Genomic DNA, 15,707 nt, shown 5'->3' with positions numbered 1-15,707 from the left:
ATAACTTCTTGATGGCATTAGAGACACTCAAAGTGTCGCATAATTAGGCACAATCCAATGATCAGGCTGACAAATCTGCACAAAAAACCACCATCTGACATGTCATTACAGCACAAACCTTACTCTAAAATAGAAAACCTCATACACAGATCACAAATTCGCAACATTATGTTTATAATAGTATAAAGCTATGTTTATAAAATTCATAATTTAGTGTTTAATGCCCAACCGAATAGTCTAAATAGAAACATAGCTGGAGGTTATCATGTACGAGTTAGGTTGTTCCCGAAAAGAAGTATCTAGAGCGGGAGAACGTTTAGTGAACTGTTTTACGAAAAATCAAATATATGATGATAAAGATGTGCAAATACTCCATGACTGGCGTATGTGCCATGTATACCCATTAGAACAGCTTACTAAGTACTTAGATAGAGAAGCAAAAGCTCTGAATCCAAATGCAATTATATCTTCAAGGATAAAAAGACTCCCATCCATTGTTGAAAAGTTAGCTAGGTTTCCGAGTATGCAACTTGGTCGCATGCAAGATCTTGGAGGGTGTAGGGCTATAGTTGATAATATAGAACAAGCATATGCAATAAAAGAAGAAATATTATCACTTACTTTCAAACACCAATTACACAAGATTCACGATTATATTTCTGGAACAAAAGAATCTGGCTATAGAAGTTTGCATATTGTACATTCATTCCAAAATCAAAAGTATCCGGATTTAAACGGATTAAAAATTGAAATGCAAATAAGAACAGCAATCCAGCATAGTTGGGCAACTGCTGTTGAAATGGTTGGGATATTTAGAAGAGAATCATTAAAATCAAGTTTAGGTGATGCTAGGTGGTTACGCTTTTTTATATTAGTATCAGAGTTATTTTACAGAATTGAATCAAAAGATCCCACATTAAACAAAAGTCACAATGTAATTTCCGAAGAGTTGAAATTACTATCACAGGATCTGAATGTTAATAGTGTATTAAACGCGTTCAGTCAAATTGCCGAACACATAACTAAAAGTAAGTTATATAATAGTGGATACTGTGTCATAATAGTGGACACCAATGAAAAAAATATATCTGTTTCTGGTTTTTCAAACCAAATGATAAAAAAGGCTTCAGAATTTTATATGAATGCGGAAAAGAAATGCGCTGAAAATAAAAATCAGGTTGCCGCGATGGTTTCAGTAAACTCCATCAATGACCTAAAAGCTGCATACCCAGCATTTTTTTTAGACACAAAAACATTTTTAAACAACTTGCGTAGGTTTATCATTTAAAACATCGTGATAGCAATCATATTGAATGGGCGAGTAAAAAACCGCCCAACCGAACCAGTTATAAAATAAAACCAAAAAAACCATTTACTTAACAAACCAAGCTCTATGCAAGAATAATTACTAATCGTTTACCATGTTAGAGCAAAGTAATTAATATATGTTTTTGATATACCAAAAGACTTTATCTGCATAAAGTTCATAGGCATCTTTCTGCTCCACCAGCCAGTCGTGTTTGTTATACACAGCCATCACCCCCCCCAACTCATGACCCAACATCTTTTCGGTGACATGGGGCATAACCCCCTCCCCGGACAAATTCGTTACCAGAGAGCGCCTGAAGTCGTGCGTTCGCCATTCCGGTATATCAATCTTATCCCTTAACTTCTTCATATATAGATTTGCTGACGAACGATCAATTGCCTTGTCCAGTTCCTGTCCAGGGAAGAGTACACCATTACCAGCATTTAGTAGTCTTTCAACATAAGGCTTCACCTGATCAAATACAGGACGACGAATGATATTACCCATCTTGGAATGCTCTGCTGGCGTTGTCCAGATCAGATCATCCATATTAAATTCACTGGCGGTCGCAAGGCGAAGTTCTGACAACCTAGCCCCCCAAAGCAACAGAAGCTGGTGAAGCACCTTGTTAGGGGTAACGATCTTGTTGTTTTCCAGCGCTAACCATATTTTTGCCAACTCGGTATAGGTGAGAACCCTGCTACCAACATCAGGTTTCTTTCCTATGTTCTTAACGCTGAGCTTCAAAACTTCACATGAAGCGATTAACTGTCGGCTTATACACCAGTTCATAACTGATCTGAGCTGGAGAAGCAGCACCCTTGCCTTTTTACCGTTTTTCTTTTCCTGCTTGTCGAAGAACCTGACCCAAGCTGAAACAGGGATATTTACTACCGGTGCATCTGGAAATTCTGTGTACATGGTGTTGTACACAACCGACTTATAAAGCGTCTGTGTATTTGGTTTCAGCGTTTCAACATATTTGCTCCACCACTGGTCGAGACACTCTTTGAGCGTTAGCTCTCCATCTTCTTTAGCAAAATAATTTTTAGGGTTTAGCCCCTTGAGGTACAATTCACGCATCTCGCCAACGACTACACGAGCCTCTTTGAGAGACATGGCTGGATAGCGGCCAACAGAAAGGCGAACTGGCTTACCATTCCAACGGTAGCGAAACTGAAACGTAATCGTTCCGGTTGGGGTTATACGTACACTCAGGCCGTCACCATCTGTGACTTCGGGTGCGCCGCTGTAGGGCTTAGCATTGATGCTGCGAAGCTTGGTATCACTGAGGGCCACGACTCTGTATCCTGTACACACTGATTTTCATCATTCTGTACTCAATCTGTACGCAATGGCAAGTGAACGAAGTGATTTTCTAAGCGGATTGATAAGAAAGGATAAGAAATAAAAGGAATGAAATGCTTGATGATACGGGGAATGATAGGATAACATGCGACTCAAGCTGAACGCTTGAAAATCAGTTAGATATACGTCCCCTTAGTTAAATGGATATAACGAGCCCCTCCTAAGGGCTAGTTGCAGGTTCGATTCCTGCAGGGGACACCATGAATTCTTATGCTCCCCGTTATAATCCCTTCATTTACCAGTCAGTTCATCCCTGTGCCAGGCGGTAAAACGGCACATTCCTCACTGTTGCAGTAAGATTGTCGGACACCATTGTCTGCTTTGTCGCTATCCGCATCCCTGCTTTTCTCAGCCTCAACACATCAGCGGCAATACGCTGGCTGCCAAACCAGAAAAGCCCGTCCAGCGCAGTGACATCAAGGCCCGATTCCAGTGCCAGCTTCAGACGTTCACGCGGCGCTTTTACTGTTTTAGCAATCTGCTGATATGGCGCTTCGCTTGAACCTGCAGGACTAATGCGCCGGATACGATGTGACAAGCGGTACTGAAATTCATCCGGTATCCCACCGAGACTCGCTTTCAGGCTGTAAACACAACCAAAGCGTTTGCCGTTAAAGATGACGTTTTTCTGACTAAGCTGCAGCTCTTCACGCACGCTGGCAATCAGTTGTGGAGTACGGAGTAATAACAAGCGGAAAGGCAGCTCAAAGCTGGTCACGTAGTCCACATTCAATAAAGCAATACGCAGACGTTCTTGGGGCCCCGCCTTCATTTCCCGGCATTCAGCAATAACATCAGCCCACTGGCCGGTAAGACGGGAACACTCTGTCACCTCAGTAAAACTATATTTTTCAGCCTGATAATCAATACGCTCGGTCACACTGAATTCCCTTCTGGCCAGATCTCGGTATTGGTTGCTCACTTTACCAGCGACGACATCCCTGTGTCAGAAATCTTTTTCTAACCCACTGAAAGTGCCTGACCAATCTTCCCTCGTATCCTCACCATGAGGATACGACAACTAACCGACCCGGTATGTTTTCCGGGTCGGTTAAACTGCATCACGTCAGACAACAAAACGGTTAACCAGATCCTTCATGGTTGCCGACAGATTGTCCAGCCGCTGGCTGTCGCTCGCAGCCTGAGATACCAACGCCGCATTTTGCTGTGTAACCTGCTCCATCGGTCGCAATGCCAGGTTTATCTGGGTTACCCCTTGTGACTGCTCCGTCGCCACACGAGCGATATCTGCAATATATTGCTTCATACTGGTGGTATTATCCGCCGCGGCTTCCAGCGCGGTAGCAGATGCAGTAACCCGTTCAACGCCCTCACTAATTTTGACCATATTCTGCGCGACCAGCTCACGGATTTGGTTAGCCTCTTTGGCGCAACGCTGCGAAAGATTTCTCACTTCACTGGCTACGACAGCAAACCCCCTGCCCATCTCTCCAGCCCGTGCAGCTTCCACTGCCGCATTCAGCGCCAGTAAGTTAGTCTGAAACGAAATATCATCAATCGAGGTCACAATATTCGAGATTTTCTCACTGGAAGCGCGAATATCCCCCATGCTCTGGTTCGCCGCACTGGCAACGTTACTGGCCTGTCGGACCTCTTTTTCCAGTCTGATTGTCAGATGCTCAGCTTCGCGGGCATTATCCGCTGTTTGCGTAATCGCAGTTGATAACTGCTCCATACTGGCCACAGCTTCTACTATTGATGCAGCCTGTTCATCTGTACGTTGAGCCAGATCCTGATTTCCCGCCGTAATACTGCTACTGGCATCGGACAAAACCACGGAGCCTTGCTTAATCTCCTGTACAATATGCTGAATACTTTCCAGCATCGTGTTATAGGCACGATTAAGTGAGGAAAGCTCATCTTTGCCCGGGGTCGCCAGACGTTGAGTCAGATCGCCATTCATACCCGCAATCTTGCGTAGCGTGTCACTAAACTGACGGTGCATATTGATTGCGATGGCCCCAGCGAACGTCAATGATGCCAGGAGCGCTAACAGGCTAACAGCCATATATATTTGCCAGTTTTTTCGTGCATCCTGCGCGAGTTTTTCTGCATTCGCCAACAGACGATTCGCCGTCACATTTTCTATCTGCCGCATCACTTCAATACGCTGGGTTTGTACTTTAAACCAGGTAGTAGGATCGACACCAAATCCACCATTCTCGACATGGTTAAACGCGATCTCGCGAAATGCGAGGGCTTTTGACGCTTCTGCTGACTGTAAGCGGCTTTTCAACATGGCCGCCTGTTCCGGTGAACTCAGGCGTAACGATTCTGCCAACCAAACGTTCTGTTTACTGACGACATCACTGAGTTGATGTAACTGTCCGTCGGCGAAATGGCCGGAGGAAAAGATATTTGATAACAGCGCCCGTTCAATACCCGCTTGTTCTTTCAAATTCAGCAGGTTGTAGTAGGCGGCAAATGCGTTTGCCATCTCGCCAGAATCCGTCAACTGCCCCAATCTACCCACAAAATTCAGCACATCAGCAATGACGTTGGTATAAAACTTAACGACATCTGAAGCCGGAAGCCCTAATTGCGTGACGTTCTCCCGTATAGTGGAGAGAGAAAGAATGTTTTTCTTAAACGTAGCGACAGAGGTGGCGACATCCCCTTCCGGTAATGCAGTATCGGACAGTGACCGCACAAATACCTCGATCTCGCGATCGGTCAAAGCCCGCTGTGCGTTTAACTCATCTTTGAACGTCTTCCCTTCAGCCCCCAGAAACCCGACACTCATGCCGCGTTCTTTTTGCAATTCATGCACTACATTTCCGGCACTGCGTGCGAGCGCTGTCAGTTGGGCAATATTCTCCATCTGCCGTTCTGTCTCAATGCGCGTTAATATTCCTGAACCAGCAAACCAACATAACGCCAGTAATAATGGTTGTAGCGCAATTATTAACTTCATTTTCATCGGCATTCGATAAACCCACCACATGCCACTTCCCTCCATTATCCATATCTTCATTATGGTTATCGGCGTAAAGAAGCGGCTCTTTAAATTTGAACAATGGGCAACCGTTTGTTTTTTAGATTAAATTTTTGCCAGAATAACTCTATTTAATTACTTCAATCAGAATAAAACCCTGACTAATACGGATTTGTAAACCTATAGTCCATTTTATTAACTTATTTGGCATATTATTTTTTATTAAAAAATCAGGTAATCATTAACTGATTCAAAAGAGAGAGAAGCACAGGACAGTGACAGCAGCCCGAGATAACAGCCATGGCGCGGCCATCATTCTGGCGTCCCGTCGAACGTTAAGGTTATAATCCTTACAACGATTTTTTGGATTAGAAGCGACAATGACAAAACTTACCCTACAAGAACAGATGCTTAAAGCGGGTCTGGTCAGCAGCAAAAAAATGGCGAAAGTGCAGAGAACGGCGAAAAAATCGCGCGTTCAGGCTCGTGAAGCCAGAGAAGCGGTTGAAGAAAATAAAAAAGCACAGGTCGAGCGTGATAAGCAGCTCAGCGAACAGCAGAAGCAGGCCGCATTGTCTAAAGAATACAAAGCGCAGATCAAGCAACTGATTGAAATGAACAAAATCACCATTTCCCGTGGCGATATTGGTTACAACTTTACCGACAATAACCTGATCAAAAAAGTTTATGTTGATAAAGTAACCCAGTCTCAGTTGATCAAGGGCCGTCTGGCCATTGCCCGCCTGACGGCTGAAAGCAGCAGCGAGAGCGAATACGCCATTATCCCGGCTGTTGTCGCCGACAAGATTGCCCAGCGCGATGCAAGCTATATTGTTCTCAATTGCGAACTGAGCCAGGAAGCGAAGGACGAAGACGATCCGTATGCTGATTTTGTCATTCCTGACGATTTGATGTGGTAAGAAAAACACCCCGATAATCACCCAGAGTTCCGTCGCGTATTTCGGTGAACGCTAGCGCCGCCACCGAAATACCGTCAACCGCTCTTCTTCCCCACACGCCATCTGCTAAAACTTATAGTGTTCCTTGCTCAGTCCGTATTTTCTCATGCGCAAATACAGTTTCTTACGCGGAATTTGTAAATACTCCGCCACTTCATTAATACGTCCCTGATGAATATTAAGCGCTTCGGTAATGATCTGTCGCTCGTACTCATCGACCCGACGATCGAGCGGTGTCGGTTCGGGCAAATGTAGCTGTGGATTCGAGGTTTCAGCCAGTGGCAATAACCCAACGGCAAAAAGCTCGGCGGCATTGGCCAGCTCTCGAACATTGCTTAACCACACGCGACGCCGCATTCCTTTTAGTAATTCCCCGTCAACCTCGGGCACGGGATGATTCAGGCGCAGACAGGCTTTCTGCAGATAATGGCGAAACAGCGGCTCAATATCATCCGGGCGCTGAGACAGCGGCTGGCAACCAATTTGCGTCATCGCAAAACAGTAATAGAGTTCGGCCACAATCTGATTAGTTGCCGCCAGTTCCACCAACGAAGTGGCGCCAATGCCAATTAAGCGAAACGGACGCCGCTCCTGGCTTTGCAAATGCACCAGCTGGTGCTGCTGTTCGCGCGTAAGGCACTCAATATGGCTCAGGACCAGCGTTCCCCCTTGCGCCTGGGCAATAAGGTCATTGAGTTGCCCCGCATTCTCTAACGTCAATTCCCCGCGGATAAACGGTCCTTCAGCGCTGCGCCCAAGCTGATGCAAATAACGGGCTCCGGTCATACGCCCCGTTCCCGGCTCGCCATAAAACCAGACGGCAATATCCGTTTCAGCCAGTTGCCGTAAGCGCTGGCGGTACTGATTAACCCAGTCACTGTAGCCGACCAGTTCAACCTGGAGCTTTTGCTGGCAATAGTGACGACGTGCAATCACAGATTTTCTCTGACGCAACGCATCCTCTACCAACACCAGCAGTTTGCCTGGATCAACCGGTTTTTGCAGAAAATCCCACGCACCTTTCTTCACCGCGTCCACCGCCATCGGGACATCGCCATGTCCGGTGATCAACAGGATCGGAAGCTGATTGTCATCCTGATGAAACAACGTCATCAGGTCAATTCCATTACAGCCAGGCATACACACGTCGCTCAGGACAATCCCTGGCCAGTCGGCCTGCAGCCAATTTCGGGCATCAAAAGGGTTACTGCATGCGAATACATGATATCCCTCCTGTTCAAGCAACAAGGTGTAAGCGTCAAGAACATCGGCATCATCATCAATAAGCAGAACAGAATATTCATCACTCAACATCGTTTACATCCGTCAGATTAAATTGCAGAACGACGCAGGCATTGCGCCCCGGGGTCGACGCCAGGCGCAGTTCGCCGTTCATTTGCATCATTAACGATACACAAATCGATAAGCCAATACCGAGGCCAACATCCTTACTGGTGGTAAACGGTTTTAACAGTGATGGTAATAATGCTCCAGGCCAACCGGGGCCGTTATCGCTGATAAATACGCACAACCGGCTGCCTTCGGTCTGCCAGTGAACCTCTATTTTCGCCGCAACCGGACAGGCATCCAGCGCATTTGCCAGGACGTTTACCAGCACCTGCTGGATACGCACTTCATCACCAGCCACCCACACGCCCCGGTCTGGGAGCGTCAGCGTACCCTGCTGTGGCTTGTGTCGCATGGCCAACAGCTCCCAGGCAGCGTTGAACGTTTGTCGGAGATCGACCGGATGCAGAGGCGTGCCAGGTTCGGCCCGGCGAGCAAACTGACGCAGTGAACGGATAATGGCATCGATGCGAGTAATCAGCCCTTCCGCTTTGGTTAATGTGCTTCTGGCCTGAGCGGGTTGCCCCTGTTCGATTGCCCTCCCTGCCGTAAACAGGTACATCGACAGCGCATTCAGCGGTTGATTAATCTCGTGCGCCAGCGTGGTCATAGTCTGGCCGACCACCGCCAGTTTTGCCGTCTGGATCAGCTCATCTTGCGTTGCACGAAGATCGGATTCAATCTCCTTGCGCTCGGTCACTTCCTGCTCCAGCTGATTTTTTTGCGCACTCAACTGGCCCAGGGTATGACGCAGCAAGCCTGCAATACGCCCCAGTTCATCGCGTCCATATACCGGGATAGAGGCATCCGTTCTGCCAAGACCAATTTGCACCACGGCCTGGTTGAGCGCAGTAAAACGCTTAACCAGACGCGAGCGAATGAAGTAGTGGTTAAGCCCCCAGGCGAGAAGTAGCGCCAGCAGCGTCGCCAGCAGGATAAGTCCACCGCTGACGCGAACAATTTGTTCCAGCCGCTGGTTAAACGTCTGCATTTGCTGATGGCTACTCCCCAGTTGCGCTTCCAGCAGTGTTCGAAAGCGCCCAAGCGTGGCCTCTCTGGCATGGCTGGCATCAACCAGCGCTTTTTGCGCTGCGACATAATCGCGCATCGTATCGGGCATTTTATTTTTCATCATCCCGATTTCCAGCAGCTCATCGATAGTTTGTCGCAGTGTGATAGTACTGGGCCAGTCATCGAGGGTGCGGATATTTTCATCCGCCGTTTTCTTCAGATTTTCCAGGTAGCGGATGTGATTCTCCACCAGCATGCCATCGTCGCTACCCGATTTCAGTTCATTGAGCCTGTCGCGTAAATCATCAACGATCTGGTTTTCAATTCTTGCCAGGGTGTAGACCTGCTGCTGCTCGTTTTGCACCTCTCGGGCACGTTTGAGATACAGCGCCGCATCACCATTTTTGGCCTCGATTTGATCCAGCAACGTCCCCTGCTGCCAGGTAAAGTCCTGCACCAGTGAATTCAGCTCAGTAGTAAAATCATCATGTAGCCAATCAATGCGCGCAGAAAGTTCGCTCACTTTTTCGCGGACAAGGAACATGTTGTAGAGCACCCGGTCCAGTTCCGCCATCAGCGCCCGGCTATCCTGCAAAATCACCGCCAGTTGCTGCTGTTCTGCTGGTTGCAACCCCCTGCTCAGCACTTCGATTTTATCCAGATGCGAGATTATCTGATTGCGCAGTTGCAGCCTTACTGTTGTATTGGGAGCCAGCAGGAATTCATTTAGCTGGTCCACAACCAGGTTAAGATTTCCTTCAATCAAGAAAGCGGAATGCACGCGCGGGAAGTAATCATCAAGCGAATAGCGTATCTGCGAGCTCTGCTCATGCCAGGAGTACAAACTGACGCAGCTTACGCTCAACGTCAGTAATGCGCCCGTTAGAAAGGCTCCCCGCAGGCTGCTGCTGATGCTGAGTTGGCGAAGGCGTTGCAGTATCGATCCACCTTTCATTTTAATTCTTCCAGTTTTGATATCGCCTGACGCTGGTTTTTAAGAAACCAGAGCTGCCACTCCATCATCTGCTGTTCGGCAACGCTTTTATTATCAAACTGCGCAAGCCAGGCTTCATCTTCACTACTTTTGGCATCTATCGGAACGCTGGTAAGTAAGGCTCTGATTTCGGGTAGCGGGCGTTTCAGGCGTGCTTCCGCACTGTATAGTGCCCGCCATGCATCCTTCAGTTGCGCAAGACGGAAACTGATGGCGGTATCAAACATCCGCTGCACTAACTGTTGTCGCTTAAGGATCAGCCGATAATTAAGCGGAGGCTGGTTCATTAAAATAACCTGCTGAGCAGCGCGGGGATTATCAGATGCGAGCTGCGTTACCGGATATTTCCCCGTATTCGCATCAGCAAGGATCCGCTGCCCCTCCGGGCTTAACAAATAGCGGATAAAACGACGCGCTTCATTGGGGTGCTGGCTGTTCTTGAGAACAGCAACATAGGTTGGCGATACCGCCGAGCGTGGAAAATAGGTAAAAGCCAGGTGAGGATCGTTAAGCAACAGGTTGGCATAATTATCAATGACCGGCCCCGCCACGCCCAGGCCACTCTTAATTTTGTCGGCTACGCCAAAACTGCGTGATGAAATCGTCACCAGATTTCCAGCACTCGCCAGCAGCGTCGCCCACCCCGCTTCCCACCCTTTTTGCTGTAGCAATGACTCAACCATCAGATGGTTGGTATCCGAACGCGATGGGCTACTCATCAACAGCGCGTTCTGATATTTGGGCAGCGTTAAATCCCCCCAGTCGGCAGGAGGCGACAGATGCCGTGCCACCAGCGCAGAACGATTAATCAACAGACCAAAACCAGATATCGCCACTGCCACGGAGGTCGAACGGATAGAGTCTGGCACCAGCCGCTGGCTTTCCGGCAACGCATTTTCGAAAGGCGCCAACTTCTGATGCTCCTGCAGATGCTGCAACAGCATAGGGGATGAGGTCAAAATCAGATCAACATTTTCCGCATTCGCGGTATCCAGCAGTTGCTCCAACGAACTGCTGGTCCGGTTTAACGTGCGAATCATCACCGACCCCGGTTCAGTCTGCCAACGCTGAATAATCCAGGCCGTTGCCCCAGGGGAAAAGGTTGTCGCCATTACCAGCTCTTTACCCTGCGCCAGGCAACTCACCGACAACGACATAAAACAGAGCGAGAACGCCCAACAACGCCCCCGGCCCAAAAGTCTGTTTGTGATCCCGTTCATAAATACCAACATACGCAAAAAATAATATTGAGACAAAACTTACCCGTTTATCACCGACTGGGGGAAGAATAAGGTTATTCGTAGAATAACCAAACGGAAAGTGACGACATCGGTAAAGAATACCCGAAAACGCAGTCTGAATTTGTTAATATCCGCACACGCCGATGATAAAAGCGTTCGTAAAAGAATAGAATTGAAAAGCCATTATTTAAAAAGAGTCAAAATCAGCCACGCAATCCACAAATTGTGTCAATAGTGACTCATTTCATCAACTTGAGTTTCTCTACCGTCTATTTCACTCTTCACTGCGAAAAATCCTGATATTCACATCAATATAAATTTAGGTGATGATATGTTATCCATATTTAAGGCAGGGCCAGCGGCAAATAAAGTCCCGGCGGAGAAAGTCCAGGAAACTTATGGCCGATACCGCATTCAGGCATTACTCAGCGTATTTCTTGGCTATCTTGCGTACTATATTGTGCGTAATAACTTCACGCTATCAACACCGTACCTGAAAGAACATCTGGATCTCAGTGCCACGCAAATTGGTCTACTCAGCAGCTGCATGCTTATTGCCTATGGGATCAGTAAAGGCATTATGAGTAGTCTGGCAGACAAGGCCAGCCCTAAGGTCTTTATGGCATGCGGCCTGGTTCTGTGCGCCATCGTAAACGTCGGTTTAGGATTCAGTACCGGATTCTGGATTTTTGCCGCTCTGGTCGTTTTCAACGGTTTGTTTCAGGGAATGGGCGTTGGTCCTTCATTTATTACCATCGCCAACTGGTTTCCGCGTAAAGAACGTGGACGCGTCGGCGCATTCTGGAATATTTCTCACAACGTTGGCGGTGGTATTGTCGCTCCGATTGTTGGTGCCGCCTTTGCCATTTTAGGGAGCGAGCACTGGCAAAGCGCCAGCTATATTGTCCCGGCCGGTGTTGCCGTACTGTTTGCTTTTATTGTGCTGATTCTGGGGAAAGGTTCACCGCGCCAGGAAGGCTTACCGGCTCTGGAACAAATGATGCCGGAAGAAAAAGTAGTATTAAATTCCCGACACACTGACCAGGCGCCAGAAAATATGAGCGCCTTCCAGATCTTCTGCACCTATGTGCTGCGTAATAAGAATGCCTGGTATGTTTCACTGGTAGATGTCTTCGTCTATATGGTGCGTTTTGGCATGATTAGCTGGTTGCCTATTTATCTGTTAACCGAAAAACATTTCTCGAAAGAGCAAATGAGCATCGCTTTTCTGTTTTTTGAATGGGCGGCAATCCCTTCCACATTACTGGCGGGCTGGCTTACCGATAAACTGTTTAAAGGCCGTCGCATGCCGCTGGCCATGATTTGTATGGCGCTGATTTTCGTCTGTTTGATCGGCTACTGGAAAAGTGAATCCCTGCTGATGGTCACTATTTTTGCCGCCATTGTGGGTTGCCTGATCTATGTTCCACAGTTCCTCGCTTCTGTTCAGACGATGGAAATCGTCCCCAGCTTCGCAGTAGGTTCTGCAGTAGGACTGCGCGGATTTATGAGCTACATTTTTGGCGCATCGCTGGGCACCAGTCTGTTTGGCGTAATGGTCGACAAAATGGGGTGGCACGGCGGCTTCTATCTGCTGATGGGGGGTATTGTTTGCTGCATCCTGTTCTGCTACCTCTCTCATCGCGGTGCGCTGGAACTTGAGCAACAGCGAAAAAATGCTCAGCAAGAGGAAGCATCACTCCAGTTGGCGGATGCCCGGTAATTCATTTCGGTCTCACAAAAAAGTGCCAGCGATGCTGGCACTTCGATAAACTCAGATAAATAATAAACAACTCAAAGTAATAATTTATTGCTAAACGTAACATTCCAAATTATTGCTTACCATCCGCGACCATAAAGCGAATGATCAAACCACATGTCGGAGCAAGAAACAGGAATAATCCAGTTACCATTTCGTTACCATTGGTCAGCCGCATAGTAAAAACGTAAATTAATGCCGTAAGGATGGCCATGCCGAGAAAAGCGCTAATTGACGCCGCAGCGCCTATAACCTGCCAGATATAGCAACTGACGCACAGAATGCTCAGTATGAGAAAGGTCCAGAAATAGAGCATAGCGATACCTCCTGTCTGCCGTAAACTTAACGTAAGTCCTTACACTCCCTTAACTTTATATTCTAAGACAATTCCTATCTGCATGCAATTTGAGCAACATTTTATTCACAAAAATCATTCGACCGCTTACTATTACACTGTTTCTCCGTCTTTTATTTAATCATCATAAAAACAACGAATTATATATAGGCGAAATTTTGCCCTTAATCGCCCTAAAAACATTTACGAATCTTGAGTAATTATTTCTGGCTGACATTAATTTTCGGGTGTACATTGTGCGTCCGATCATTCATGCCCCCTCGTGGTTTTGTCCTGACTCAGTTTTACACTCTTAACAGGAACCAATGTCGTTCATGGCGGCCTAACGATCAGTGCAGAGTGTAAAGCGACAGGCAAAGAATCTTCGCGATACATCTATTTCGTATCAACAACAGGTGCTTATGTTCCCCCAATGTAAATTTTCACGCGCGTTTTTGCATCCGCGCTACTGGCTCACATGGTTTGGTGTTGGTGTGCTCTGGTTACTGGTACAGCTTCCCTATCCCGTATTGTGTTTTCTTGGTACCCGTACAGGAACGCTGGCTCGTCCATTTTTAAAACGCCGTGAATCTATTGCACGTAAAAATCTCGAACTCTGTTTCCCAAATCTGTCACAGGAAGAAAGAGACAAACTGGTCGATGAGAATTTCCGTTCGCTCGGCATGGGGCTGCTTGAAACAGGTATGGCCTGGTTCTGGCCGGACCGTCGGGTGCGTAAATGGTTTGATGTAGAAGGGCTGGACAACCTGAAGCGTGCTCAGATGCAAAACCGTGGCGTGATGGTCGTTGGCGTACACTTTATGTCGCTCGAGTTGGGTGGTCGCGTAATGGGGCTTTGCCAGCCAATGATGGCAACCTATCGTCCGCACAATAATAAGTTGATGGAGTGGATCCAAACCCGCGGTCGTATGCGCTCCAACAAGGCGATGATCGGCAGAAATAATCTGCGTGGTATTGTCGGCGCCCTGAAAAAAGGCGAGGCAGTGTGGTTTGCCCCCGATCAGGACTATGGTCGTAAAGGGAGTTCTTTTGCCCCCTTCTTCGCAGTCAAAGACGTGGCGACCACCAACGGTACCTACGTGCTGTCACGATTATCGGGCGCAGCAATGCTGACCGTAACCATGGTGAGAAAAGCAGATAACACCGGTTACCGCCTGTTCATCACCCCAGAAATGGAAGGTTACCCGGCAGATGAAAGCCAGGCTGCGGCGTATATGAACAAAATTATCGAAAAAGAGATCATGCGTGCACCCGAGCAGTATCTCTGGATCCACCGTCGCTTCAAAACTCGCCCGATGGGTGAAGCTTCGTTGTATATCTAAAAAGAAAGGCCGTAAGGCCTTTCTTTTTTTCTACGGTTGAATTACTTAACGCCCCATTTGCTGTGCAGCTCAGCCATTCGCTCGTTGTAGTTGCGGGCGATGCAGGCTGATTTATCCTGTTCCTTCCAGCACTCGTTACGCCCTTTCACCCAACCGCGCTGCTCTGCTTTCAGCGTCGGGTTATTGCTCGATTTAACCAGCGCCTGCTTGTAGGCCCCGTTTAACGCTAAATCCATTTCTGAGAGCGAAGGACTGTGGCAGATAATCTCCTCGATACTGCCCTTTGCAACCGCAGCGCAGGAAAAAGAGGGTCCAGTGCTGGTCGATTTTTTGGCCCCAGAAAAGTCAATATTATCTTCAGGCAGGCATACCCCGTGCTTTCGATTCGGCCCACTCCAGGAAACGTCCGGATTTCCGTCATCTTTACGAGAAATAGAAACCGTATTGTTCCCGCTTTTGGCTTCCCAGTAATTTTCATTGAAGGCCTTCACCGTCGCCTTCGAGCCATCAATCCAAACATTGCCTTTGCCATCACTATTCACACCACCAATACTTGCGCAGCTGAAATTAAACGCCAACGGTGAGGCCGCCATCGACGTCAGTGGCGTAAAAACGAGTGCTAACATCATTAATCTGGTCATTTTTAACCTTTTCATTATCTCATTCCGCGAAAAATTAACCGCATTAACATCATGGCGATATGAGAATTCTCCGAGTAACCATTCCGTCGCTCAATAGCAATTTATTACCGGCAGAAATTAAACTGTCGCCGAATCACGACAGTTGTAAGTTATTAAAATTAAATAAAAAAATGCCTCTTGTCTCTCCTCATTTTTAGGCGTACATTAGCGCCGTCTGGAGCATTAAAGCTCAGAATTCTGAGATGATGCAGCCAAGCAAATGAGGGGTATTCTCCCTTTCGTTCGCGAGTGCATCAGCTCTCTGTCAGGTAAGCATATGTTCATTTAGACGTACCTCAGGTACGCGGAGAGATGAAAAGTGAAATATTTCTTTATGGGCATTTCTTTTATGGTCATCGTTTGGGCCGGTACTTTCGCCCTGATGATCTAAATTAAAAAACGCAGC

General features: G+C 47.4%; 13 protein-coding genes and 1 tRNA gene. 6 read left to right on the top strand and 8 right to left on the bottom strand.

What is annotated here, in order from left to right:
- Positions 1-265: 265 nt before the first annotated feature.
- Positions 266-1,288 carry a RelA/SpoT domain-containing protein gene (locus OGX90_RS07865; protein WP_286623483.1) on the top strand — a complete coding sequence of 341 codons (1,023 nt, stop codon included), beginning with the start codon at positions 266-268 and terminating at the stop codon, positions 1,286-1,288.
- Between the two features lie 150 nt (positions 1,289-1,438).
- Here the strand turns inward: OGX90_RS07865 and OGX90_RS07860 are convergent, their stop codons facing one another.
- Positions 1,439-2,608, bottom strand: a complete 1,170-nt coding sequence (locus OGX90_RS07860; protein ID WP_286623481.1) for a tyrosine-type recombinase/integrase — start codon at positions 2,606-2,608, stop codon at positions 1,439-1,441.
- A 195-nt stretch (positions 2,609-2,803) separates the two neighbouring features.
- Between OGX90_RS07860 and OGX90_RS07855 the strand changes: the two genes are divergently transcribed.
- Positions 2,804-2,878, top strand: a tRNA-Arg gene (locus OGX90_RS07855).
- Positions 2,879-2,924: 46 nt separating this feature from the next.
- On the opposite strand, the gene OGX90_RS07850 is transcribed toward OGX90_RS07855, so the two are convergent.
- Positions 2,925-3,557: an ECs1377 family protein gene (locus OGX90_RS07850; protein ID WP_286623479.1), complete on the bottom strand. Its 633-nt coding sequence runs from the start codon at positions 3,555-3,557 to the stop codon at positions 2,925-2,927.
- Positions 3,558-3,743: 186 nt separating this feature from the next.
- A complete protein-coding gene (locus tag OGX90_RS07845) occupies positions 3,744-5,642 on the bottom strand; it encodes a methyl-accepting chemotaxis protein (RefSeq protein WP_048224902.1) in 1,899 nt (632 codons plus the stop codon).
- Positions 5,643-6,013: 371 nt separating this feature from the next.
- Here OGX90_RS07845 and OGX90_RS07840 point away from each other — a divergent pair, with 371 nt between their 5' ends.
- Positions 6,014-6,553 carry a DUF2058 domain-containing protein gene (locus OGX90_RS07840; RefSeq protein WP_020996692.1) on the top strand — a complete coding sequence of 180 codons (540 nt, stop codon included), beginning with the start codon at positions 6,014-6,016 and terminating at the stop codon, positions 6,551-6,553.
- A 105-nt stretch (positions 6,554-6,658) separates the two neighbouring features.
- On the opposite strand, the gene pgtA is transcribed toward OGX90_RS07840, so the two are convergent.
- From pgtA to pgtC, 3 genes are read right to left on the bottom strand one after another with little or no spacing between them, the layout of a single operon-like run.
- Positions 6,659-7,906 carry a two-component system response regulator PgtA gene (gene pgtA, locus OGX90_RS07835; RefSeq protein WP_286623477.1) on the bottom strand — a complete coding sequence of 416 codons (1,248 nt, stop codon included), beginning with the start codon at positions 7,904-7,906 and terminating at the stop codon, positions 6,659-6,661.
- Positions 7,896-9,890, bottom strand: coding sequence for a two-component system sensor histidine kinase PgtB (pgtB, locus tag OGX90_RS07830; protein ID WP_172111188.1), 1,995 nt, complete (start codon positions 9,888-9,890; stop codon positions 7,896-7,898). Before pgtB ends, pgtA begins: the two co-directional genes overlap by 11 nt.
- Before the next feature lie 11 nt (positions 9,891-9,901).
- Positions 9,902-11,101: a phosphoglycerate transport regulator PgtC gene (pgtC, locus tag OGX90_RS07825; RefSeq protein ID WP_270422801.1), complete on the bottom strand. Its 1,200-nt coding sequence runs from the start codon at positions 11,099-11,101 to the stop codon at positions 9,902-9,904.
- A 415-nt stretch (positions 11,102-11,516) separates the two neighbouring features.
- On the opposite strand from pgtC, the gene pgtP reads away from it, so the two are divergent.
- Complete coding sequence (gene pgtP, locus OGX90_RS07820; protein WP_048234793.1) at positions 11,517-12,908, top strand: phosphoglycerate transporter PgtP; 1,392 nt, start codon at positions 11,517-11,519, stop codon at positions 12,906-12,908.
- 109 nt (positions 12,909-13,017) lie between these two features.
- On the opposite strand, the gene OGX90_RS07815 is transcribed toward pgtP, so the two are convergent.
- On the bottom strand, positions 13,018-13,260 hold the full coding sequence (locus OGX90_RS07815; protein ID WP_008785383.1) for a DUF2545 family protein: 243 nt from the start codon (positions 13,258-13,260) through the stop codon (positions 13,018-13,020).
- Between the two features lie 440 nt (positions 13,261-13,700).
- Here OGX90_RS07815 and lpxP point away from each other — a divergent pair, with 440 nt between their 5' ends.
- Positions 13,701-14,621: a kdo(2)-lipid IV(A) palmitoleoyltransferase gene (gene lpxP, locus OGX90_RS07810; RefSeq protein WP_020996694.1), complete on the top strand. Its 921-nt coding sequence runs from the start codon at positions 13,701-13,703 to the stop codon at positions 14,619-14,621.
- Positions 14,622-14,662: 41 nt separating this feature from the next.
- Here the strand turns inward: lpxP and OGX90_RS07805 are convergent, their stop codons facing one another.
- Positions 14,663-15,277 (bottom strand): lysozyme inhibitor LprI family protein, encoded by a 615-nt coding sequence (locus tag OGX90_RS07805; protein ID WP_060683476.1) that lies wholly within the window; start codon positions 15,275-15,277, stop codon positions 14,663-14,665.
- Between the two features lie 343 nt (positions 15,278-15,620).
- Here OGX90_RS07805 and ypdK point away from each other — a divergent pair, with 343 nt between their 5' ends.
- Entirely contained in the window at positions 15,621-15,692 is a 72-nt protein-coding gene (gene ypdK, locus OGX90_RS07800) for a membrane protein YpdK (RefSeq protein ID WP_010723117.1), read from the top strand.
- Positions 15,693-15,707: the final 15 nt, after the last annotated feature.

The sequence above is a fragment of the Citrobacter sp. Cpo012 genome, from assembly GCF_030333015.1.
Taxonomy (GTDB): domain Bacteria; phylum Pseudomonadota; class Gammaproteobacteria; order Enterobacterales; family Enterobacteriaceae; genus Citrobacter; species Citrobacter portucalensis.
Note: the sequence above shows the minus strand (reverse complement) of the source record. Positions and strands in the feature narration are given on the sequence as shown.

Excerpts from the sequence above, each read along its gene's own strand:
- OGX90_RS07865 (WP_286623483.1), top strand. The coding sequence starts at position 266 with ATGTACGAGTTAGGTTGTTCCCGAAAAGAAGTATCTAGAGCGGGAGAA.
- OGX90_RS07845 (WP_048224902.1), bottom strand. The coding sequence starts at position 5,642 with ATGTGGTGGGTTTATCGAATGCCGATGAAAATGAAGTTAATAATTGCG.
- OGX90_RS07840 (WP_020996692.1), top strand. The coding sequence starts at position 6,014 with ATGACAAAACTTACCCTACAAGAACAGATGCTTAAAGCGGGTCTGGTC.
- pgtA (WP_286623477.1), bottom strand. The coding sequence starts at position 7,906 with ATGTTGAGTGATGAATATTCTGTTCTGCTTATTGATGATGATGCCGAT.
- pgtC (WP_270422801.1), bottom strand. The coding sequence starts at position 11,101 with ATGTCGTTGTCGGTGAGTTGCCTGGCGCAGGGTAAAGAGCTGGTAATG.
- pgtP (WP_048234793.1), top strand. The coding sequence starts at position 11,517 with ATGTTATCCATATTTAAGGCAGGGCCAGCGGCAAATAAAGTCCCGGCG.
- OGX90_RS07815 (WP_008785383.1), bottom strand. The coding sequence starts at position 13,260 with ATGCTCTATTTCTGGACCTTTCTCATACTGAGCATTCTGTGCGTCAGT.
- lpxP (WP_020996694.1), top strand. The coding sequence starts at position 13,701 with ATGTTCCCCCAATGTAAATTTTCACGCGCGTTTTTGCATCCGCGCTAC.
- OGX90_RS07805 (WP_060683476.1), bottom strand. The coding sequence starts at position 15,277 with ATGAAAAGGTTAAAAATGACCAGATTAATGATGTTAGCACTCGTTTTT.